The 21,619-nt window shown below is 66.1% G+C and carries 19 protein-coding genes; 11 read left to right on the top strand and 8 right to left on the bottom strand.

Annotation, left to right across the window (positions count from 1 at the left end):
* Positions 1–9: 9 nt before the first annotated feature.
* Positions 10–1,452 carry a helix-turn-helix domain-containing protein gene (locus HZF03_RS22000; RefSeq protein ID WP_011159929.1) on the bottom strand — a complete coding sequence of 481 codons (1,443 nt, stop codon included), beginning with the start codon at positions 1,450–1,452 and terminating at the stop codon, positions 10–12.
* Between the two features lie 213 nt (positions 1,453–1,665).
* Here HZF03_RS22000 and HZF03_RS21995 point away from each other — a divergent pair, with 213 nt between their 5' ends.
* The 3 genes from HZF03_RS21995 to HZF03_RS21985 all read left to right on the top strand — a co-directional run bounded on the left by HZF03_RS21995 (position 1,666) and on the right by HZF03_RS21985 (position 4,350).
* A complete protein-coding gene (locus HZF03_RS21995) occupies positions 1,666–3,300 on the top strand; it encodes an isocitrate lyase (RefSeq protein WP_011159928.1) in 1,635 nt (544 codons plus the stop codon).
* Positions 3,301–3,324: 24 nt separating this feature from the next.
* Positions 3,325–3,540, top strand: a complete 216-nt coding sequence (locus HZF03_RS21990) for a DUF4170 domain-containing protein (protein WP_011159927.1) — start codon at positions 3,325–3,327, stop codon at positions 3,538–3,540.
* Positions 3,541–3,801: 261 nt separating this feature from the next.
* The gene (locus HZF03_RS21985) at positions 3,802–4,350 is read left to right on the top strand and encodes a hypothetical protein (RefSeq protein WP_119019968.1); all 549 of its coding nucleotides are present in this window, start codon (positions 3,802–3,804) and stop codon (positions 4,348–4,350) included.
* A gap of 44 nt (positions 4,351–4,394) precedes the next feature.
* Here the strand turns inward: HZF03_RS21985 and HZF03_RS21980 are convergent, their stop codons facing one another.
* The gene (locus HZF03_RS21980) at positions 4,395–5,276 is read right to left on the bottom strand and encodes a metallophosphoesterase family protein (RefSeq protein WP_119019967.1); all 882 of its coding nucleotides are present in this window, start codon (positions 5,274–5,276) and stop codon (positions 4,395–4,397) included.
* A gap of 134 nt (positions 5,277–5,410) precedes the next feature.
* On the opposite strand from HZF03_RS21980, the gene HZF03_RS21975 reads away from it, so the two are divergent.
* The 3 genes from HZF03_RS21975 to HZF03_RS21965 all read left to right on the top strand — a co-directional run bounded on the left by HZF03_RS21975 (position 5,411) and on the right by HZF03_RS21965 (position 8,372).
* Positions 5,411–5,899, top strand: a complete 489-nt coding sequence (locus tag HZF03_RS21975; protein WP_119019966.1) for an NUDIX domain-containing protein — start codon at positions 5,411–5,413, stop codon at positions 5,897–5,899.
* A 210-nt stretch (positions 5,900–6,109) separates the two neighbouring features.
* Positions 6,110–7,813, top strand: a complete 1,704-nt coding sequence (locus HZF03_RS21970) for a mechanosensitive ion channel family protein (protein ID WP_012497586.1) — start codon at positions 6,110–6,112, stop codon at positions 7,811–7,813.
* A gap of 46 nt (positions 7,814–7,859) precedes the next feature.
* A complete protein-coding gene (locus HZF03_RS21965; protein WP_104512931.1) occupies positions 7,860–8,372 on the top strand; it encodes a GNAT family N-acetyltransferase in 513 nt (170 codons plus the stop codon).
* A gap of 22 nt (positions 8,373–8,394) precedes the next feature.
* Here HZF03_RS21965 and HZF03_RS21960 read toward each other — a convergent pair whose 3' ends face one another.
* From HZF03_RS21960 to HZF03_RS21935, 6 genes are all read right to left on the bottom strand, one after another.
* Positions 8,395–10,668: a TonB-dependent receptor gene (locus tag HZF03_RS21960; RefSeq protein WP_119019964.1), complete on the bottom strand. Its 2,274-nt coding sequence runs from the start codon at positions 10,666–10,668 to the stop codon at positions 8,395–8,397.
* A gap of 146 nt (positions 10,669–10,814) precedes the next feature.
* Entirely contained in the window at positions 10,815–11,171 is a 357-nt protein-coding gene (locus HZF03_RS21955; RefSeq protein WP_119019963.1) for a hypothetical protein, read from the bottom strand.
* A gap of 210 nt (positions 11,172–11,381) precedes the next feature.
* On the bottom strand, positions 11,382–13,733 hold the full coding sequence (locus tag HZF03_RS21950) for a TonB-dependent receptor (RefSeq protein WP_119019962.1): 2,352 nt from the start codon (positions 13,731–13,733) through the stop codon (positions 11,382–11,384).
* 119 nt (positions 13,734–13,852) lie between these two features.
* On the bottom strand, positions 13,853–14,233 hold the full coding sequence (locus tag HZF03_RS21945) for a hypothetical protein (RefSeq protein WP_104512921.1): 381 nt from the start codon (positions 14,231–14,233) through the stop codon (positions 13,853–13,855).
* Between the two features lie 140 nt (positions 14,234–14,373).
* Positions 14,374–14,907 (bottom strand): DUF3617 domain-containing protein, encoded by a 534-nt coding sequence (locus tag HZF03_RS21940; protein WP_179906218.1) that lies wholly within the window; start codon positions 14,905–14,907, stop codon positions 14,374–14,376.
* A gap of 9 nt (positions 14,908–14,916) precedes the next feature.
* Positions 14,917–15,207: a hypothetical protein gene (locus HZF03_RS21935; protein ID WP_012497579.1), complete on the bottom strand. Its 291-nt coding sequence runs from the start codon at positions 15,205–15,207 to the stop codon at positions 14,917–14,919.
* Positions 15,208–15,373: 166 nt separating this feature from the next.
* Here HZF03_RS21935 and HZF03_RS21930 point away from each other — a divergent pair, with 166 nt between their 5' ends.
* From HZF03_RS21930 to ileS, 5 genes are all read left to right on the top strand, one after another.
* Positions 15,374–15,835, top strand: coding sequence for a hypothetical protein (locus HZF03_RS21930; protein WP_011159915.1), 462 nt, complete (start codon positions 15,374–15,376; stop codon positions 15,833–15,835).
* Positions 15,836–15,939: 104 nt separating this feature from the next.
* Positions 15,940–16,635: a ribonuclease T2 family protein gene (locus tag HZF03_RS21925; protein WP_119017894.1), complete on the top strand. Its 696-nt coding sequence runs from the start codon at positions 15,940–15,942 to the stop codon at positions 16,633–16,635.
* A gap of 122 nt (positions 16,636–16,757) precedes the next feature.
* A complete protein-coding gene (locus HZF03_RS21920; RefSeq protein ID WP_119017893.1) occupies positions 16,758–17,726 on the top strand; it encodes a bifunctional riboflavin kinase/FAD synthetase in 969 nt (322 codons plus the stop codon).
* Positions 17,723–18,295, top strand: coding sequence for a sugar O-acetyltransferase (locus HZF03_RS21915; RefSeq protein WP_119017892.1), 573 nt, complete (start codon positions 17,723–17,725; stop codon positions 18,293–18,295). Before HZF03_RS21920 ends, HZF03_RS21915 begins: the two co-directional genes overlap by 4 nt.
* Positions 18,296–18,477: 182 nt before the next feature.
* A complete protein-coding gene (gene ileS, locus HZF03_RS21910; protein WP_119017891.1) occupies positions 18,478–21,495 on the top strand; it encodes an isoleucine--tRNA ligase in 3,018 nt (1,005 codons plus the stop codon).
* The last annotated feature ends 124 nt before the right edge of the window (positions 21,496–21,619 follow it).

Below are 21,619 nucleotides of genomic sequence, written 5' to 3'. Positions count from 1 at the left end.
AGGCGTCCCCTATAACTCCCGCGCATTACTAAACGCAAAGCTGCTGGCCCGCCGTGTGTTCTCGTCGAGGATCAGCGTCCTGGTGATCGGCGGCTCCGCTCTTTGCGAGCAATGTTCGCGCTCGCAGAGGCGGCAGTTGACGCCGATCGGGGTGCCTTCGGCTTTCTCCAGGTCCATGCCGGCGGCGTAGATCAGTTTCGAGGCGTGGCGGATTTCGCACCCCAGGCCGATCGCGAAACGCGGCTGCGGCTGCGGATGCGGCGCGATCGGGCGGCGGACCATCTGGGCGATCGAGAAGTAGCGGCTGCCGTCGGGCAGTTCGATCACCTGCTTGAGCAGCCGGTCCGGCGTATCGAAGGTCGAGTGCACGTTCCACAGCGGGCAGGTGCCGCCGAATTTCGAGAACGGGAAGGTGCCGGAGGAGAACCGCTTGGAGACGTTGCCGGCGTTGTCGACCCGCAGCATGAAGAACGGCACGCCGCGCGCGTTCGGCCGCTGCAGCGTGGTGAGGCGGTGGCAGACCTGTTCGAAGCCGGCGTTGAAACGCTGCGCCAGCACGTTGACGTCGTAGGAGAGCTGCTCGGCGGCGGCGTGGAACGCCGCGTAGGGCATCATCACCGCGGCGGCGAAGTAGTTGCCGAGCGTGATGCGATACAGCCGCCGCGCCTGGTCTTCGAGCCCGCCGGCGCGGTGCACGATCGCGTCCATGACGCCGCCATGCTCGGTCAGCCCGGTCTGGAACGCGACCTGGAAGGCGCGGCCGGGGCCGTCGATCAGTTCGGAGATCAGCAATTGCCGGCGGTGGCGGTCGAACCGGCGCAGCGTTTCGCGCATCACGTCGACCGGCATGATCCGGGTGGTAATCGAATGGCGCTCGCGCAGCCGGTCGCTCAGTGCGCCGAACATCTCCTGCGAGCCGATATTGAGCTCGTCGCGCACCGCCTCGGCGGCCTGCTCCAGTTCGGGGAAATAATTGCGGTTGGCCTCGATCAGGTCGCGGATCCGCTCGATCGGATTGGCCTCGTAGCGGATCTGTTCGCGGTCGGCCATCTGCGCCGCCACCATGGTCTCGCCGCGGCGCGCCTCGGTATAGGCGGCATACAGCCGCTGCAGCGAATGGGTGACGCCGGGGCAGAGCTCGGCGAGGTCGCGCAGTTCCTGCTTGGGCAGGTCGATCTGCCGGAACAAGGGATCGGAGAAGATCTCGTTGAGTTCGGCGAAGAACCGGTCCTCGTCGGCGGTCGCCAGGTCGCGCAGGTCGAGATCATAGGTCTCGGCCAGCCGCAGCAGGATCTGGGCGGTCACCGGGCGCTGGTTGCGCTCAATCAGGTTGACGTAGCTGGGAGAAATGCCCAAACCTTCGGCGATCTGGGTTTGCGATAGCCCGAGCTGCTGCCGGATGCGGCGGAAGCGGGGGCCCACGAACAGTTTTTTACCGGAATCACCGGCCATTGCAGGGTCCTTTCAGATTCCGCCCCAGATATCGCGTTTTACAAAATTTACAAAATAACAATTGTTACATGTACTGAAGTTACATGACATCACCATTCGTTCGCAAGAGGTCTGTACGTCTTCTGTCATCTCGCGTTTATCTCTCGGCACGTTTCAAGGCGCGATTGTCACGAATGTCGCGCTGCGAATTATTCGTACCGAAGGGATCATGTCATGAACTTCCAGCCACGCGGCATCAGCGCCATCCACGCTCCGACCTCCTACAAGAGCGAGATCGAAGCGGCCGAAGCTCTCCTCAAGGACAAGCCGACCTGGAATGGCGTCACCGCCGAGGCCGTGGCTAGGATGCGCCTGCAGAACCGCTTCAAGACCGGTCTGGACATCGCCCGTTACACCGCGGCCCAGATGCGCGCCGACATGGCGGCGTATGACGCCGACCCGACCAAGTACACCCAGTCGCTGGGCTGCTGGCACGGCTTCATCGCGCAGCAGAAGCTGATCTCGATCAAGAAGCACGGCGGTGGCCGCACCGACCGTCGTTACATCTACCTGTCGGGCTGGATGATCGCGGCGCTGCGCTCGGAGTTCGGTCCGCTGCCCGACCAGTCGATGCACGAGAAGACCTCGGTGCCGGCGCTGATCGAAGAGATCTACACCTTCCTGCGCCAGGCGGATTCGCGCGAGCTGAACGACCTGTTCCGCCAGCTCGACAAGGCCCGCGAGGCCGGCGACAAGGCCAAGGAAACCGCGATCATCGACCAGATCGACAATTTCCAGACCCACGTCGTGCCGATCATCGCCGACATCGACGCCGGCTTCGGTAACGCCGAGGCGACCTATCTGCTCGCCAAGAAGATGATCGAAGCGGGCGCCTGCGCGCTGCAGATCGAGAACCAGGTCTCGGACGAGAAGCAGTGCGGCCACCAGGACGGCAAGGTCACCGTGCCGCACGACGTGTTCATCGCCAAGGTTCGCGCGATCCGTCACGCCTTCCTCGAGATGGGCGTGGAAGACGGCATCATCGTCACCCGCACCGACTCGCTCGGCGCCGGCCTGACCCAGCAGATCGCCGTCAGCCATCAGCCGGGTGACATCGGCGACCAGTACAACAGCTTCCTGGATTGCGAGGAAGTCGATGCCAGCAAGATCGGCAACGGCGACGTGATCATCAGCCGCAACGGCAAGCTGCTGCGTCCGAAGCGCCTGCCGAGCAACCTGTACCAGTTCCGTCCGGGCACCGGCGCGGACCGCTGCGTGCTGGACTGCATCACCTCGCTGCAGAACGGCGCCGACCTGCTGTGGATCGAAACCGAGAAGCCGCATATCGAGCAGATCGCCTCGATGGTCGATCGGATCCGCGAAGTCGTGCCGAACGCCAAGCTGGCCTACAACAACTCCCCGTCGTTCAACTGGACGCTCAACTTCCGCTGGCAGGTCTATGACGCCTGGAAGGAAGAGGGCAAGGACGTCAGCAAGTACAACCGCGCCGAGCTGATGAAGGCCGAATACGACGAAACCCCGCTGGCGATCGAAGCCGACGCCCGCATCCGCACCTTCCAGGCGGATTCGGCCAAGCGCGCCGGCATCTTCCACCACCTGATCACGCTGCCGACCTACCACACGGCTGCGCTGTCGACCGACAACCTGGCCCGCGAATATTTCGGCGACCAGGGCATGCTGGGTTATGTTAAGAACGTGCAGCGCCAGGAAATCCGTCAGGGCATCGCCTGTGTGAAGCACCAGAACATGGCCGGCTCGGACATCGGCGACGATCACAAGGAATACTTCGCCGGCGACGCGGCTCTGAAGGCCGGCGGCGAACACAACACGATGAACCAGTTCAGCTAAACGGAAAGAAGCAGGAGAAGGACCATGACAACGGGCAGCAACTTCTGGGTGATCGGTGGCGAGTTCGGTTCGATGAACTTCCACAAGCTCGTCGAAGGGTCGGCCCAGGTGAAGGGTCCCTTCAAGACGCGCAAGGAGGCCGAAGAGGCCTGGAAGGTCCTTTCCGAAGAGAATCGCCATCGCGCAGGCGTGCGGTTCTCGATCGTGGAAGAGCCGAACCGGGCCGTTACCCCGGCCTGATGCGCTCCTGAGCCGCGGCGGCGCACGCGCCGCCCGGCGAGCTGACGAGATAGAAGACGTCCAAGGACTTTGGCGGTCCTGTCGGGGCAACCCGTCAGGGCCGCCATCGTCGTTTTGGGCCCCTTCGGCCGGATGGTGGAACGTCCGTCAGACTGCCGTGGATGAGCCAACTGGTTGATCCGCAATCGGCTTTCGCGGCCGAAGGGTTACTGATAGGTTAATCGGCGGCGGGCTCAGGCAAGCACGAGGCTGAAGTCGAGAATGGCGGACGCTCAGAACTCCGTAAGCACGGCGGCGAGGCCGATGCGGCTGAAGGATGCGTTGCGGCAGGCCCGGATCGAGGCCGCCGACCGCACCGGCGTGGTCGTCGACCTGCGCGATGCCGAGATCGCCCGGCTCGAAATCCTCAATGAAGCGCTCGACCCGCTGTTCGCCGAGATCCCGGCCGGAGTCGAGCTGTTCGATCGCGGCATCACCCAGGGCGACACGCCGCGGCTGTGGATCGATGTCGTCGCCCATGTGGTGATGGGGCGCGACAAGCGGATGTACCGCTTCGTCCAGGACACCGCCTATGGCCGGATCGTGCTGGCCGAATCCCACGAGGCGGCCAAGATCGCCGATGCGGTGACGAGCTATGTGGCCCGCCGGCTGGTCGAGCGCGAGCGAGCGCTGTCGTTGCCGCCGGTCCAAGCCGCTCCGCCGCCAGCGCCGCCGCGCCGCAATGGGCTGTGGACCTTCGTGCTCGGCTTCGTTGCCGGCGCGCTGGCGCTCTTTGCGCTCGCGCTGTTCGCGGCGCTGCGGATTTCCTGACGCTTCTGGTTGCGCGGGGACGCGGTGCGCGGGCAACCCGAGCGCTACAGCATCTCGGGCGGGCGCACGTCGACGATCTGTTCGCTGGCCTGGAAGCCGCGGATGCGGTGCTCGCAGCGCCAGCCGTCATTGCCTTCGCTGATCTTGAACAGGTTGTAGGCGGCCGACGGCCGGTGGTGATCGTTCATCGCTGAGGCCGATGGCACGCCGACGACGGGAATCGCGCCGAATGGCGTCTCGATCCGGACCGTGGCGTGGACGTGATCGTGGCCGTGCAGCACCAGATCGACCGGATGCCGCTGCAGCAGGGCAATCAGGTCGGCGGCGTCGGTCAGCCGTTTGTGCCGCGAGCGCGACTGCAGCGGATGATGGATCAGCAGCACCTTGAACACGCGCTCGCCGGCAAGGCTCTGCAGCAGCGCCTCCAGCGCGGCACGCTGGGTCGCGCCGAGCCAGCCGGTGGCGCGCAGCGGCGCGGTCGGCACCGCGCTCGACACCCCGATGATCGCGATTGCCTCGCGGCGGCGCAGATATGGAAAGCCCGGGGTAGCGTCGTCGCCGCTGATGTAGTCCGGAAACGTTTCGGCGAAGCGATGCGCGGTGGAGCGGACGTAGGCGTCGTGATTGCCCGGCACCAGGCTGACCCGGTCGGCCGGGCCGACGCTCTCCAGCCATTGCCGCGCCGGAGCGAATTCGTTGACCAGCGCGATATTGACGAGGTCGCCGGTGACCGCGATGTGGTCGGGCTGCTGCGCCTGCAGGTCGGCGACCAGCGTATCGAGGATGTCGCGGCGGTGGATCAAATGGCGGTTGCGCCGCCAGTTGAGGTAGCCGAGCGCGCGCTTGGAGGCGAGGTGGCGCAGGCTGGTCTTCGGCGGCAGCGGCAGATGTGGGTCGGACAGATGCGCCAGAGTGAATTCGGTCATCGCCCGATCCTGTCGCGACGCCGCGCCCCTGCGAGCCGGTCGCGAACTGCCGCCTGTGAAAACCTCTGCGGTTTTGGCAAGTTGCCCGGAACGGCGCAAGCCTCCGCTGCGCCTTCGCGCGAGGGCCACCGGCGGTGACCGCTGTTCAGAACCTACGGTTGAAGTTCGAGCCGGCGCTGACCCGGATGTTTCATCTGTACTGGCGGTTCGCCCGCGGCATGACGCTGGGCGCGCGCGGCGTGGTGCTGGACGCTGAGGATCGGGTGTTCCTGATCCAGCACTCGTATGTCGGCGGCTGGCATCTGCCGGGCGGCGGGGTCGAGGTCGGCGAGAGCTTCGTCGATGCTCTGACCCGCGAGCTGATGGAGGAGGGCCGCATCGCGCTGACGGGGGCGCCGGCGCTGCACGGCATCTTCTTCAACAGCCACGTGTCGCCGCGCGACCACGTCGCCGTCTATGTGGTGCGTCAATACCAACAAGATCGGCCGCCGGAGCCGAACCACGAAATCATCGCCAGCGGCTTCTTCGCCGCCGACGCGCTGCCCGCCGAAACCACGCCGGGCACCCGGCTGCGGATCGCCGAAGTGCTCGAGGGCCGGCCCCCGATCGCGACCTGGCGGTAAAATCGCCGAAGTGCTGGGCGTCGGCCCGAACTTGACCATCCGGGTTCCCTCGTGTTGCTGGTCACCCGAGACCACAGAGATGGCCCATTTCGTGATTATCGGTGCGGCCGAAGCATTTTGCCCCGGGATTGCAGGGCGCCGCCGGAGAGGGTGGAGCCCAAGTGGACGATTCGTCCTGATCCTGCGCCCGTCCGTTCAAGAGGAGCGATTTTGACGTCATCTGCACGCGCGTTGTTTCGAGCCCTGATCCTGGTCGCGACCATGACCCTTGTGGTCGCGAGTTCTGCCTTCGCTCAGATCCCCGGTACCAACGGCAACGGAGCGGCACCCGCACAACCGGCGGCGCCGACCGACCCGCTTGGCCGCGAGACGCCGGCCGGCATGGTGGCAGGCTTCATCGCCGCCGCCGCCGAGCAGAACTACGAACGCGCCGCGATGTATCTCGACCTCAGCCAGGAAAAAGACGCCTGGGGCCCGAGCGTCGCACAGCAGCTCCAGCGCATCCTCGACCGCGGCGGCGTGGTGTATTCGCGGCTGCGGCTGAGCACCGAACCGCAGGGCGACCAGGATGACAGCCTGCCGCCCGAGCAAGAGAAGTTCGGCATGGTGCGCACCGACCACGGCACGGTGGATCTGATCGCGCAGCGCGTCGAAGGCAAGGACGGCGTCAAGATCTGGCTGGTTTCCGCCCGCACGGTTTCCGAACTGCCTGAGCTGTCCCGTACCGTGGTGTCGAGCTCGGTCGACAAGCTCCTGCCCTATGCGCTGCGCGACGAATATCGCTTCGCCGGCGTACCGATCGGCCACTGGATCGCGGTGATCGTGCTGGCGTTCGTGTGCTTCGGCGCGGTCTGGCTGATCACCGGCGCGATCGGCTTCATCATCCTCAGGTTGCGGCGCTCGACCGGCGACTCGCGGATCAGGCGCGTGCTCGAAGCCTCGGCGCTGCCGGTGCGGCTGTTGCTTACCGCCTGGGCGCTGCGGATCGCGATGACGCTCGCCGGCGTCGCGATCGTGGCGCGGCAGCATCTGTCCGGCGCCATCGAACTGCTCGGCTGGGTCGCGCTGTCGTGGATCATTTGGCGCGTCGTGGACTCGCTGGCGGCGTTCGCGATCGATCGCATGACGTTGCGCGGCCGGCTGTCGATGCTGTCGGCGGTCACCTTCATCCGCCGCAGCGTCAAGTTCGTGATCATCGCGTTTGCGATCATCGTCGGCTTCAACGCTCTCGGCTACAACGTCACCGCCGGCCTCGCCGCCCTCGGCATCGGCGGTATCGCGATCGCTCTGGGTGCGCAGAAGACCATCGAACATCTGGTCGGCAGTTTGACTCTGGTCACCGACCAGCCGATGCGGGTCGGCGATTTCTGCAAGTTCGGCGACACTTCCGGCACCATCGAGGACATCGGGATGCGATCGACCCGTGTTCGCACCCTCGATCGCACGGTCGTGACGGTGCCGAACGGCGCGCTTGCGGCGCTGCAGATCGAAAATTTCAGCCGCCGCGACAAGTTCTGGTTTCACCCGATTCTGGAGCTGCGTTACGAGACCTCCTCCGAGCAGATCCGCACGTTGCTGGCTTCGCTGCGGGAAATGCTGCTCGACCATCCGGACGTCGATAACGATCCGGCACGGGTGCGGCTGATCGGGCTGGCTCCGGCCGCCCTCAAGGTCGAGATCTTCGCCTATGTGCACGCGGTCGACGGCGACACCTTCCTGGAAGTGCAGGAAGATCTGATGCTGAAGATCCTGGAGCTGGTCGAAGCGGCCGGGACAGGCTTTGCGGCCGGCTCGCAGACTGTCTATGTGGCGCGCGCCAAAGGCGCCGCCCAGCGGCAGGGCGGCGATGAAGATGCGCCGGGCACCGCATCGGACGGTGCCAAGGTGAGGGGCGGGATCCCGGAGCGGGTCTAGCCTGGCAATGGACCTGATGCGGAGGCGGTGCTATTTCGCCTCCGTCATGTCCGATCTGAAACTCACCATTCTGCCCGAATCCCCGAACGACGCGCAGGCCATCGAGCGGCTGCACGAGCGTACCTTCGGGCCTGGCCGCTTCGTGCTCAGCGCCTATCGGCTGCGCGAGCATGTCGACCATCTCCCCGAACTGTCGTTCACCGCCTGGATCGGCACGCTGCTGGTCGGTTCGGTGAGGCAGTTGCCGATCCTGGTCGGCGACACACCGGCGCTGCTGCTCGGGCCGCTGACGGTGGAGCCGCCGTTCCGCTCGCGCGGAGTCGGCCGCCTGCTGCTCGATCGCGCGATCTCGGATGCGCGGGCCCAAGGCCACAAGCTGATCGTTCTGGTCGGCGACGAACCGTATTACAGCCGGGTCGGCTTCAAGCGGATTCCGAAAGGCCGCGTCACCATGCCCGGCCCTGTCGATGCGGCCCGCCTGCTGGTGCTCGAACTCGCCGAGGGCGCGTTCGAAGGCGTCGGCGGCGCGATCCGCCCGGATTGGAGCAAGGCGCGCTGACGCGCCTTGCTGTGTGGCGACTTCAGAACTTCTGCGCCACGCCGACATAGAAGCCGCGCCGCGGACCGTATTGCGGCGCGAACACGCCGATCCCCGAGCCGTCGCGGATTTCGTACACGCTGTCGAACAGGTTGACGACGTCGAACCGCACCGTGGTCGGCTTGGTCGCGCTCACCAGATAGAAGTCGTGCGATACGCCCAGATTGACCTGGGTGTAGGACGGCAGCGATCCGATATTGGCAAAGCCAGAGCGCAATCCGCTGCCATAGATCATCGACGCGCTGAAATTGGTATCGTGCCAGCGATACGATGCGCCGGCTGACGCCGTCACCAGCTGCGCGTGGTCGGTGTAGATGTAGTTGCTGGCGATGTAGGCGAGCTCGTCCGGATCGAACAAATACTGGTTCGAGACAACCTTGGTGGCGATCTGCCGCGCCAGCGCCAGATTGCCGTAGATCCGGAAGTTGCCGTTGGTGTACGCGCCCTTGAACTCGATGCCGACATTCTCGGCGCGGTCGTAGTTGAACGCCGACAGCACATAGGCGGCGCCGAACTGGCCATCGTCGAGCAGATCGCGCGCGGTCTTGTAGTAGGTGTCGACGCCGACCTCGAGGCCGGGCAGCAGCTTCTGCGTGACGCCGACATCAAACACGTTCGACCGCTCCGGCAGCACCGGGCTGTTGGCGTTGACGGCGGGCTGCTGCGTGGTGTTCTGCACCAGCGCCAGATTGGTCGGCGCCGCCAGCACCTGCGCGGGCGGCGTGAAATTACGCGAATAGCCGGCGTGGAAGGTGGTGTCCTCGGTCGGCTTCCAGGTCAGGCTGATGCGCGGGCTGAGCTGATTGGCGTTGGTGTATTCGTTCATTTGATCAAAGCGCAGGCCGGAGTTCAGCGTCACCGTGTTGGTGACCCGCCATTCGTCCTGCAGATAGGTGCTGAACAGCCAGCCGAGCTTGCTGCTGGAATCGACCACGCTGAACGGCGCGTCCAGCGGGTTGCCGCTGTCGTCGAGCGGCAGCACCACCGAGGAGTTGGTCACCCGGCTTTGCTCGGCGGTGACCTGGAAGCCGCCGCGCAGCGTATGCGCATCGCTGAGCCGGTACGAGCCGTCGGCCTGGATGCCGCTGGCGACGCTCTTGCGATAGACGTCCGAGGCGACGCCGTTGAACACCAGATCGCCGACCGTGTCGGGCATGAAGTGCAGCGTGCTGTAGCGCGAGAACGCCGACAGCTGCAGGTCGAGGCCGTTGATCGACTTCTGCAGCGCCAGCACGCCGAAGCCGTTGCGCTCCTGCTGAGTTTCGTTGAGCTGCGCCGAGTCGAAATTCGACACGCCGAACGCCGTGAAGCCGGGCGTCTGGCCCGGGTTGTTGGGGATCTGGTAGTTGTTGGCCGAACCGCCGCCGATAAAGGTCAGCCGCGTCGTGTCGTCGATCACGGTCGACAGATAGGCGAAGCCTCTGCCCTGCTGGGAATCGTCATGGATCGCGTTCGGCGACGAGGTCGGGTTCTCGAGGCCAAGCCCCGTCCCGAAATAACGGCCGGAGACGAAGTACTGAGTCTCGCCGGCCGTGCCGCCATATTCGACGCTCGGCGTGATGGTCTGGCGGCTGCCGCCATAGACGCTGACGGTGCCGCTGTTGTTGAACGCGTCGGTGCGCGTGGTGATGTCGACGACGCCGGCGGTGCGGAGGCCGTATTGCGCCGGCAGTGCCCCGGTGAGCAGCGTCAGTCGCCCGACCAGCGAGGTGTCGAGCATCTGGCCGAAGCCGCTGACGCCGTCGGGCAGCGCGATGCCGTTGATCCGGTACTGCACATTGGCGTGCTCGTTGCGGACGTGCAGATCGCCGCTGGCGGCGGAGTCCTGCGACACGCCCGGTGCCTGCAGCAGCACCTTGTCGAGCGTCGCATTGGCGCCCTGCGGCAGTGCCAGGATGGCCTCATGATTGACGTCGAAGGCGCTCGCGCCATTCGGCGCAAAGATCGTCTGCCGCGCAGCATCGAAGCCCGCATGTTTGGCCGCGACGGCTTGTGCCGCAGTTTGCGCAGGCGTTTGGGCGTCGTGCTGCGGCGAGGCTGTCGCTGCCCCGCGGCGCGCCCGGGCTGCGGTTTGAGTCTTCGGGCGTCGAGCCGGGTGGGGCGCACGCTGCGGCTGGATCACGTCGATTTCCGGAAGTGGTGTCGCGCCGTGGCTGGCCGGCGCAGCGCTTTGCGCCAGACTTGGTGAACTCAGAGCGGCGAACAGCAGCGTGGCAGAGCTCGACGCCGCAAGGCCGCGTTTGATGTGACAAAGCATGGGGGGCTCCTCGAAGCCATGCGTGCGCGGGCGACGCTGATCGTCGCCGCTGGGTGCGGGCGATGGCTTGCCGTCGATGGCCGACGGGCTTGGCTGACATCGAGACCGCGCGGCATGGCGCGATCTCTGGCTCACAGGGATCGATGTCAGCAGGCGGGAGGAGCGCGAGGATTGAAGGCGGCGCGGATGCCGTTCGAACGGATCAGAAGGAGATCCGGGACGCTGTGCACGAACGCGGTCGCTTGCCGTAGCGGCAACGAGGGCGGCGATGCGCCGAGCATCGCATCGGCCATCGCCATCACGGCGCAGATCGTACAACCGTCGCCGTCCTCGTCGGACTGAGGATCGCTATCGGGCGTGGCCGGATCGGCGGCCGTGAGCGCGAGCACCGCCGACTGGGTGACGATCTGGTGGAAGTGACCGAACGCTACGACGAAGTGCAGCGCCAGCGCGATCAGCGCCAGCCGCGTTCCCAGTCGGATATGCGTCCGTACCCAGTTCATGGTTTCATCCGAGTCCGGCGGCGTGTTTTCGCTCGCGTGCCGGCAATTTAAGATCTGTGGTTCGTCATTCCGGGGCGTCGCGTAGCGACGAACCCGGAATCTCGAGGTGGAGACGGGGAGCGTTTCCACAACTTCTGGATTCCGGGGTCGCCCGCAAGGGCGGGCGCCCCGGAATGACGTGGTGGGGCAGGCCCTGCGCCCTATGGCTGCTCAGAACTTCAGGTTCGCGAACGCCCGCACGCCGATGCCGGGCATCAGCACGTTGTCCTTGCTGTAGGACGTCGCGATCCGGATGTCCTCGTTGAGCAGATTGTTGCCGACGATACCGACCAGCATCTCGCGCGCGCCCCAGGCGTTGGGATCGAGCTTGGTCCGGTAGCTGACTTCGGCCTTCAGCAGATTGTAGCCGGGCGTCGTGGTTTCGGCGATCGGTGCTACGTCGTTCTGTGCGAAGGCGTGCAGCAGGTTGACCTTCATCAGCCAGTTGGCGTCACGCCAGAACAGGCCGCCGCCGACCCGCATCGGCGGAATCCGCGGCACGTTGGTGCCGTCCGCGAAAGTCGCCCGCACGATGTCGAACTGGTTCTCGATGCCGAAGGTGCCGCCATAGATCTGGGCGACGTCGAGCTGGCTCTGGAATTCGCCGCCTTTGAAGGTGGCGTCACGCTGCGAGTAGATCGCCTGGTTCAATTCCAGCGTGCCGGTGCCCGGATCGACGCAGGAGCCGTCTTCACAGGTGTTGCCGGTCAGGCGCCGATAGATGAAGCCGCTGAACTGCGTGTAGTAAGCGGTGATCTCGAACCGGAACGGTCCGGTGGCGCGGCGCAGCCCGACCTCGACCGACTTGGCGGTTTCGATCTTCAGGTTGGGATTGCCGATGTCGAAGGTGGCGGTGGCGTCGTGGCCGCCGCGCGAGAACAGTTCTGCCGGTTTCGGCGCCCGCTCGACATATTGTCCGGTGATGCTGGCCGACAGATCCCACGGCAGCGCCTGGATCAGGCCGACGCTGAAGCTCTTCGGCGTGAACGACAGATTGCGCTGGGTCGCAGGACCGATCGCGCTCGGATCATTGTTGAGGTCGAAGATCTCGGGCACGAACGCCGGCGTGGTGCCGGACAGTTCGACATGCTCGATGCGGCCGGCGACCTGCGCCTTGGTGGTGCGGGTGAACTGCAACTCGTTGAACACGTAGCCCGCCGCCTTGGTGTTCTTGTTCGGATCGAACAGGCCGTTCAGCGGGCTGCCCGGATCGTCCGGGCTCGGCGCCGTCAATTCCTGATGGCTGGCCTGCACGCCGACCGCGGTGGTGATCGCCGCAAAGCCGGCGTTGAAAGGCGCCAGCTGGACTTCGAGCCGGCCTTCCTGCTCGCGATTGGTGAAGGTCTGGCGCACGCCATCGGTGGTCGGGTCGCCGGCCGTGGCCTGACCGACTTCGTTGTGCTTGTAGTCGGTAGCGCCGACCCAGAACCGGATCGCGTCGATCGCGGCCGCATCCGGGCGATACTCGCCCTTGACGTTGAACTTGGTCTGCTTGGCGTCGATCCGCGTGCCGTTCTGCGAGCCTTCGACGCCGGGGATGTGATACAGCGAATTGTTCTGGGTGATCGACGCGCCGATGAAGCCGCCGTCGAACAGATACGAACCGCCGACCGAGGCGCCCGCCGCCGTCGCGGCGGAATTCGGCTGGCGGCCGTTGAACGGCATGCCAGGCGCCGCATACGGATAGCTCGGCACATTGTAGTCGCCGGCATTGCGGCCATAGACGTCGGCATGGACCGCGACGTTGTTGCCGCCGGCATCGAGCAGCACCGCGCCTTCGACGCCGCGATCGACCGAGCTGACGGCGCTGCGGACTTCGCCGTTCATGCAGCCGGTGCCGCCGAACAGCGTCTGCGGCTTCGCCAGGCCATAGCTCTGAAACGGCTGCGCGCAGGGCGGCAGCGCGTCGGGGATCCGGTTGTTGGTGGCGCTGACCACGCCGCCGATCGCGGTCGAGCCGTAGCGCAGCGTCGCCGGACCGCGGATCACTTCGACCTGATTGGTGGAGAGTGGATCGACCGGCACGAAGTGGTCTTCGCCGAGGTCGGACGCGCCGTTACTGCCGGTGCCGTTCTCGATGATGCTGACGCGGTTGACGTCGAGGCCGCGGATGATCGGGCGGCTGGAGCCGCCGGGCGCGTAGGCCGAGCCGGTGATGCCGGGCTTGTTGGCGAGCAGGTCGCCGAGCGTGCCGCCGCCGCTGCGGCGGATTTCCTCATTCGGCACCACCGTGACGGTGGCGAACTGGTCGGTGACGATCGGCAGGATGCCGGGCTGCGGTGCCGGGGTGGCCTGCGCCACCGGCGGCGTCTCCGGTGCGGGGCCGCGCTGCCGAGCTGAAGCGGCGACGCGGGGCGCCGGGCGTGGCTTGGTCTCGGTGTGCGGGCGGCGCTGGATCGGGCTCGGCGCAGTGACGGTGACTTCGGGCAGGGCGGTTTGGGCGCGCGCGCTTGGAGCGCCGGGGCTGCAGACGGCGAGCGTTGCGGTGCCGAGCAGCAGCCCGGTCTTGAGGCGAGATGACATGGTTCTGTCCTGACTGCCGGCTCGCAGCGGAGCCGGGATCTGCGGCGACGCAGATCGATCACGTTGGTCCGCGCGCCGCCGGGGACCGGCTTGGCGCGGCATTCACAAGGGATCGGCGGTCAGGACAAAGGAGGGCCGCGCGGCTGAAAACCGGCGGGCGGTGACGACAGTTCGGCGTCGTCGAGGACGGCGAGGCGGTAGTGGAAGGAATGCGCCTGCTGCGGTGGCAGCGCCGGCGGTGTCGCGGCCAGCGCCAGGCTCGCCATCGAGACGACCGCGCAGATGGCGCAGAGATCGGCACCGGGATGGTGATGGTCGGTATCAGGTTCGGCTGGGCCATTGGCCGAGCCGGCCTGGGCAATCTGTAGCGTCGGCGGTTCGAAGCCGTGGAAGTGACCGAACGCGGCGGCGAACTGCAGGGCGAGCGCGATCAACGCCAGCCGCGCGCCCCACCGGATATTCGTCCGCACCCAATCCATGCCCGCCGAAGCCCCTCGCATCGGCGGCGTGTCCCCGCTCAGCCGATGTTATAAAGTAACATTGCGGGAAGACGCCGCACTGTCAACGGAGCTGCCGCGAATGGCCGCCCGGGTGTGGCTTTTGCGCACGACTTGCTCGGCCATTGGCCGAGCAAGTCGTCTCATTTGCTCTTGAGCAGCAGCGCCTTGAGCTTTTCGATGTCGACGATGTTCATCTTCAGACCGCCCGGCATGACGATGTCGCCCGGCTTCTGGCCTTCCTTGCACGGGCTCAGCCACTTCGCCTGCAGCGTCATGTGGCCCTCTTTCGGCAGGCCCGGCAGCGGCTTGTCGGTGTTCGAGGTGACCTCGACCGTATAGGCGGAATTGAAGTCGCCGGTGACCACGGCGTGAGACGTGGTGTTCATGCCGGCGATGTCGCACACCGAGTCGGTGACGTAGCCGGTGGCGGTCTTCTGGGTCTCCTGCTTGGAGCAGGTCTCGTTCGCCATCGGCTGCAACGAGGAGGTCATCCGCTTGTCGGTCGCCTCATCGGTGCAATGCAGGATGGTGATGTCGGATGCGGCGCCGCCACCCGGCCGCGCCATCTTCAATTCCCACAGGCCGGCCTTGCGGGTCGGCAGCTCGATTGCCCCCGCCGCCGCGGGCAGCAGCAGCGGCAACGCACACAGCCAGATGGCGCGGCGGAGCCTCATCGGCGTGGCTCAGTACTTGGTCCGCAGCGGCCGCTCGTCGGCGCCATACGGCACCCAGCGGCACGCGAACGAGATGTAGCCGCCGTAATTGGCCTGCACGCCGAGCAGCTTCACCACCTTGCCGTAACGGGCGCAGTGATCGACCGCCATGGCGCGGACGTCGGCATGGCCGATCAGATTGGTGGAGATGATCCCGCCGGTATCATTGCCCTTGAACGGCGGCACATAATCGGCGCGCGCCGCCGTGCTCGCCAGCACCGCACCCAGAACGGCCAAGCCGGCAGCCCCCATCAATCGCATCGTCGTCTCCCTCTCTCGATGTATTCGAGTCTAGAACGCCGCCATGAGAATGGAAAGAACACGGCCGCGTTCCGCGTGGGGTTCTGCCGAGGTGTGGCCGGCCCGCACTTGACCTCGGCATGGCTTCGCGGCACCGTCCGCCGCATCGAATTCCGGTGGATGAGCCATGCGATTCATTTCGACGTTGAAAACGCCCGTCGCCGCGGTCGCGGCCCTGCTCGGCCTGTTCGCGCTGGCACCCACCGCTCAGGCGGCCAATCCGCTCGAGATGAACTTCTGGCTGTCGGGCCCGCGCTATGACGGCAACCTGCCGCCGTGCGAAGCGGCGCTGCCGTCGATCACCCACCAGTTCGCCGAGAAGGAAGGCAACTTCTGGAATTCGGATCTGCGCATCACCGCCTATGCCAAGATCCGCGACGTCGCGTTCCGCCCCTGGCAGAGCGACAACATTCCGCGCCGCTTTTGTGCCGCCGACGCGCTGTTGAACGACGGCAAGACCCACCCGGTGTACTTCTCGATCATCGAAGACGGCGGTCTGGCCGGCTTCGTGGATGGCGTCGAATTCTGCGTCGTCGGCGTCGATCGCAACTGGGCGTTCAATCCGGTCTGCAAGGCCGCCAAGCCCTGAGCGGCGTGCCGCGCTGAACCGCAGCGCCATCGACCATTTGCGTTCTTGAAACGTTCCTGAGTCCTGGTAGGCTTTTCGCACCTCCAGCAGCAGGGCCCTGTCACATGCTTGGATTTCGACGTCGACGACGGTCGCTGATCGCCGCCTGCGCGGTGGTCGGGGCTCTGTTCACCTCGGCCGGAGCCGAGGCTCAGGACCGTCGCCAGAATGCGCCCGGCGCGTTCGATTTCTATTTACTGGCGCTGTCGTGGTCGCCGTCTTATTGCGAGCAGGCGTCCGAACGCGGCCTCAGCGGCCGGTCGCAGCAGCTGCAGTGCGGCGGGCGTCCGTTCGCTTTCGTGGTGCACGGGCTGTGGCCGCAATACGAGCGCGGCTTCCCCGAATATTGCGAGCGTCCGGCGCCGCGGCTCGATCGCCGCATCGTCGACTCGATGCTCGACCTGATGCCGGCGCCGGGGCTGATCTACAACGAGTGGGACAAGCACGGCACCTGCGCAGGGCTGTCGCAGCGCAGCTATTTCGAGCAGATCCGCAAGGCCCGCGCCGCGGTCCGGATCCCGCCGGATTTCATCGATGCCAAGGAGCCGCGCACCGTCACGGCCGACGAGGTCGAGGCCGCCTTCATCAAGGTCAATCCGGGCTTGTCGAACTCGGCGATTGCGGTGATGTGCGACCGCAAGCGGCTCAGCGAAGTGCGGATCTGCATGAGCAAGGATCTGCAATTCCGGGCCTGCGAGGAAATCGATCGCCGCGCCTGCCGCCGCGACCAGCTCGAAGTGCCGCCGCTGCGCGGCGGCTGAGCCCACGGCGCCTCGCTTCAGGCAGTCCCCGAAGGTGTCCCAGGCCGCACGATGGCTTGACACCGCGCGCGGCTCCGCGTCACGGTCCGGGTCCCTCCTGAATGCGATGAACTGAATCCCAAATGACAGGCTTTGCCGTAATCCGCGACGATACGCCGACGGCCGTGATCCCCAAGGGCGCGGTGGTGGCGATGGGCAATTTCGACGGCGTCCACCGCGGCCATCGCGCCGTGATCGGCGCCTGCCTGGACATGGCGCGGACCAAGAAGGCGCCCGCTCTGGCGGTGACGTTCGAGCCGCATCCGCGCAAGTTCTTCAGCCCCGACGTCCCGCAATTCCGGCTCACCGACGAGACCGCCAAGCTACGGCTGCTGGCGGGGACCGGGCTCGATGGCGCAGTGATCCTCAGCTTCGACGCCCGTCGCGCGTCCACCACGGCGCATGATTTCATCCAGCATGAGCTGATCGGCCGGCTCGGGGTGCAGGGCATCGCGATCGGCTACGATTTCCACTTCGGCAAGGGCCGCGGCGGCTCGCCGTCGATGCTGGTGGCCGAGGCGCCGTCGCTCGGGATCGAGGTCGACGTCCAGCCGCATGTCGATTTCGGCGACCATCCGGTGTCGTCGAGCGCGATCCGCAAGTGCCTGGAGGAGGGCCACATCGCAGCCGCGACCGAGATGCTCGGTGGGCCGTGGTTTGTCACCGGCGAGGTGATCCATGGCGACAAGCGCGGCCGCGACCTCGGCTACCCCACTGCCAATATCCGGCTCGATCCGCAATGCAGCCTGAAGCACGGCATCTATGCGGTGCGGGTCGGCCGCGGCGGTAGGCACTACGACGCGGTGGCGAATTTCGGCCGCCGGCCGACCTTCGACAACGGCGCGCCGCTGCTCGAAGTGTTCGTGTTCGATTTCAACGAGCCGCTGTACGGCGAGACGCTCGACGTCGCCTTCATCGCCTTCATCCGCGACGAGGAGAAGTTCGAGAGCATCGAGGCGCTGATCCGGCAAATGGACGACGATTCCGCCCGCGCCCGCGCGGCACTCGCCGCCGACCACGGTGCGTTCCCCAAGCTCGGCGCGCTGCGATGAACCGGACCGAGAAGGAAAAGATGCTGGCGGGCGAGCTGTATCGCCCCGGCAGCCCGGAGCTCGCCGCCGACGAGGCCGCCAACAAGGCCTGGATCGCCCGCTACAATGCTTCCGGTGCGCAGCCGGTGGCGGAGCGGCATGCGCTGCTGACGGAGCATTTCGGCCATGTCGGCAAGGGCGCGGTGGTGCGGCCGCCGTTCTTCTGCGACTGCGGCTACAACATCTTCGTCGGCGACAACGTCTTCCTCAATTTCAACTGCGTGATCCTGGACATCATGCCGGTCCGGATCGGCGACCGCACCCAGATCGGCCCGGCGGTGCAGATCTATGCGGCCGACCACCCGCGCGACGCCGCCACCCGCCGCGATGGCCTGGAATTCGGCCGGCCGGTGACGATCGGCAACGACGTCTGGATCGGCGGCGGTGCCATCATCCTGCCCGGCATCAGCATCGGCGACGGCGCCGTGATCGGTGCCGGCAGCGTGGTGACCCGCGACGTCGCCCCCCATGCCATCGTCGGCGGCAACCCGGCCAAGCCGCTGGGGAAGGGCGGCCAGACGCAAGGATGACCGCCGCGGGGCTTTGCGATCCTGCGACCGCCTGCTAATGAATGCCCGCATGTCTGCACGGCGCGCCATCATCAGCATTATCGGCCCGGCTTCCGCCTGAGCTTTGAGTTCGGCGCAAGACCGGGACCCGTCTCACTATCATCGCGATCGATCGCGTCAGCGCCTCTTGACCCAGAGCTTCCATGTCCGACAAGCCCAAGACCGACGCCGCCCAGAGCGGTAACGACTATTCCAAAACGCTCTTCCTGCCGCAGACGGAATTTCCGATGCGCGCCGGGTTGCCGCAGCGCGAGCCGGAGCTGCTCAAGCGCTGGGAGGAGATGGACCTCTACGGCAAGCTGCGCGAAAGCGCCCGCGGCCGCGCCAAATTCGTGCTGCACGACGGCCCGCCCTATGCCAACGGCAACATCCATATCGGGCATGCGCTGAACAAGATCCTGAAGGACGTCGTGACCAAGAGCCAGCAGATGCTCGGGTTCGACTCCAACTACGTGCCCGGCTGGGACTGCCACGGCCTGCCGATCGAGTGGAAGATCGAGGAAGAGAACTACCGCTCCAAGGGCAAGCCGAAGCCGAACTTCAAGGATTCGGCCGCGATCATCGCGTTCCGCAAGGAGTGCCGCGCCTACGCCGACAAATGGCTGAACGTGCAGCGCGAGGAGTTCAAGCGGCTCGGCGTGATCGGCGACTGGGATCATCCCTACGCCACGATGAACTACGCCGCCGAGGCGCAGATCGCCCGCGAACTGATGAAGTTCGCCGCCAACGGCACGCTGTATCGCGGCAGTAAGCCGGTGATGTGGAGCGTGGTCGAGAAGACCGCGCTCGCCGAGGCCGAGGTCGAGTACGAGGACTACACCTCGGATACGGTGTGGGTGAAGTTTCCGGTCAAGACCGGCGATGCGTCGACCAAGGACGCCAGCGTCGTGATCTGGACCACGACGCCCTGGACGCTGCCGGGCAACCGCGCGATCAGCTTCTCGTCGAAGATCGGTTATGGCCTGTACAAAGTCACCGATGCGCCGGCTGATAATTGGGCCAAGACCGGCGACCTGCTGATCCTCGCCGATGGGCTCGCCGAGAGTGTGTTCAAGCAGGCGCGCGTCGTGGCGTACGAGAAGGTCTCGGACGTCGGTGCCGACGTGCTGAAAGCAAGCGAGTGCGCGCATCCGCTGCAGGGACTCGCCGGCGGTTATGAGTTCACCGTGCCGCTGCTCGACGGTGATCACGTCACCGACGACACCGGCACCGGCTTCGTCCACACCGCGCCGGGCCACGGCCGCGAGGACTTCGATATCTGGATGCACAACGCCCGCGCTCTGGAAGCGCGCGGCATTTCGTCGGTCATTCCCTACACCGTCGATGAGAACGGCGCGCTCACCGAGCAGGCGCCGGGGTTCACCGGCAAGCGGGTGATCAACGACAAGGGCGAGAAGGGCGACGCCAACGAGGCGGTGATCCAGGCCCTGATCGCGCGCGGCGCGCTGCTGGCGCGCGGCAAGCTGAAGCACCAGTATCCGCATTCGTGGCGCTCGAAGAAGCCGGTGATCTTCCGCAACACGCCGCAATGGTTCATCGCGATGGACAAGGACATCGTCGATGACGGTGTGGCGAAACCCGGCGACACGCTGCGGGCCCGCGCGCTGCAGGCGATCTCGGTCACCCAATGGGTGCCGCCGGCCGGCCAGAACCGCATCAACGGCATGATCTCCGGCCGCCCCGACTGGGTGATCTCGCGGCAGCGCGCCTGGGGCGTGCCGATCGCGGTGTTCATCAAGGACAAGGGCGACGGCTCGGTCGACATCCTGCAGGACGAGATCGTCAACCAGCGCATCGCCGAAGCTTTCATGCAGGAAGGCGCCGACGCCTGGTACGCCGAAGGTGCCGCCGAGCGCTTCCTCGGCGATCGCGCGGCCGAAGGCTGGCGCAAGGTCGACGACATTCTCGACGTCTGGTTCGATTCCGGTTCGACCCATGCGTTCGTGCTCGAAGACGCGCAGAACTTCCCCGGCCTCGCCGGCATCCGCCGCAAGGTCGACGGCGGCGCCGACACGGTGATGTATCTCGAAGGCTCGGACCAGCATCGCGGCTGGTTCCATTCGTCGCTGCTGGAGAGCTGCGGCACCCGCGGCCGCGCGCCCTATGATGTCGTGCTGACCCACGGCTTCACGCTCGACGAGCAGGGCCGCAAGATGTCGAAGTCGCTCGGCAACACCACCGATCCGGCCAAGGTGATCGCGTCGTCCGGCGCCGACATCCTGCGGCTGTGGGTGTGCGCCACCGACTACGCCGACGATCAGCGCATCGGCCCCGAGATCCTCAAGAACGTGGTCGAGACCTATCGCAAGCTGCGCAACTCGATCCGCTGGATGCTCGGCACGCTGCATCACTATAAGCGCGACGAAGCGGTGGCGTTCGCCGACATGCCGGAGCTGGAGCGGTTGATGCTGCATCAGCTCGCCGAGCAGAGTGCGACGGTGCGGGCCGCCTACGCCGAGTTCGACTACAAGACCGTGGTGGCGTCGCTCGCGGCGTTCATGAACACCGAGCTGTCGGCGTTCTATTTCGACATCCGCAAGGACACGCTGTATTGCGACCCGCCGTCGTCGCTGGCCCGCAAGGCGGCGCTGACCACGATCGACATCATCTGCGATGCGATCCTGAAATGGCTGGCGCCGGTGCTGTCGTTCACCGCGGACGAAGCCTGGAGCATGTACCGGCCCGACGCCGAGCCGAGCGTTCACCTGACGCTGTTCCCGCTCGACCTCGGCGAATATCGCGACGACGCGCTGGCGAAGAAATGGACGCTGATCCGCGCGGTGCGCCGCGTCGTCACCGGCGCACTGGAAGTCGAACGCGCCGCCAAGCGGATCGGATCGTCGCTCGAAGCCTCGCCGATGATCTATCTGCCGGAAGCATTCATGGGCGATATCTTCGACGTCGACTGGGCGGAGATCTGCATCACCTCGAACGCGATGGTCGAGATCCTGCGCGGCAACGACACGCCGCCGGCGGACGCCTTCCGGCTGCCGGAGCTGGCCGACGTCGCCGTGGTGGTCGAGCGGGCGCAGGGCACCAAATGCGCACGGTCCTGGAAGATCCTCTCCAGCGTCGGTTCCGACGCCGAATATCCCGACGTCTCCCCCCGCGACGCCCAGGCGCTGCGGGAGTGGAAGGCGCTGGGGGGCGCAGCGGCTTGAGCGGCGTGCATCCTCACCCACGCCCGTTATGGCCGGGCTTGACGCCAGTGAGTGCGGCAAGGCCAAGCCGATGACCGATGCCTCGTCTCAACATGACCGACACGGCGTATGGGTCCCCGCCTGC

Source organism: Rhodopseudomonas palustris (genome assembly GCF_013415845.1).
GTDB lineage: Bacteria > Pseudomonadota > Alphaproteobacteria > Rhizobiales > Xanthobacteraceae > Rhodopseudomonas > Rhodopseudomonas palustris_F.
Note: the sequence above shows the minus strand (reverse complement) of the source record. Positions and strands in the feature narration are given on the sequence as shown.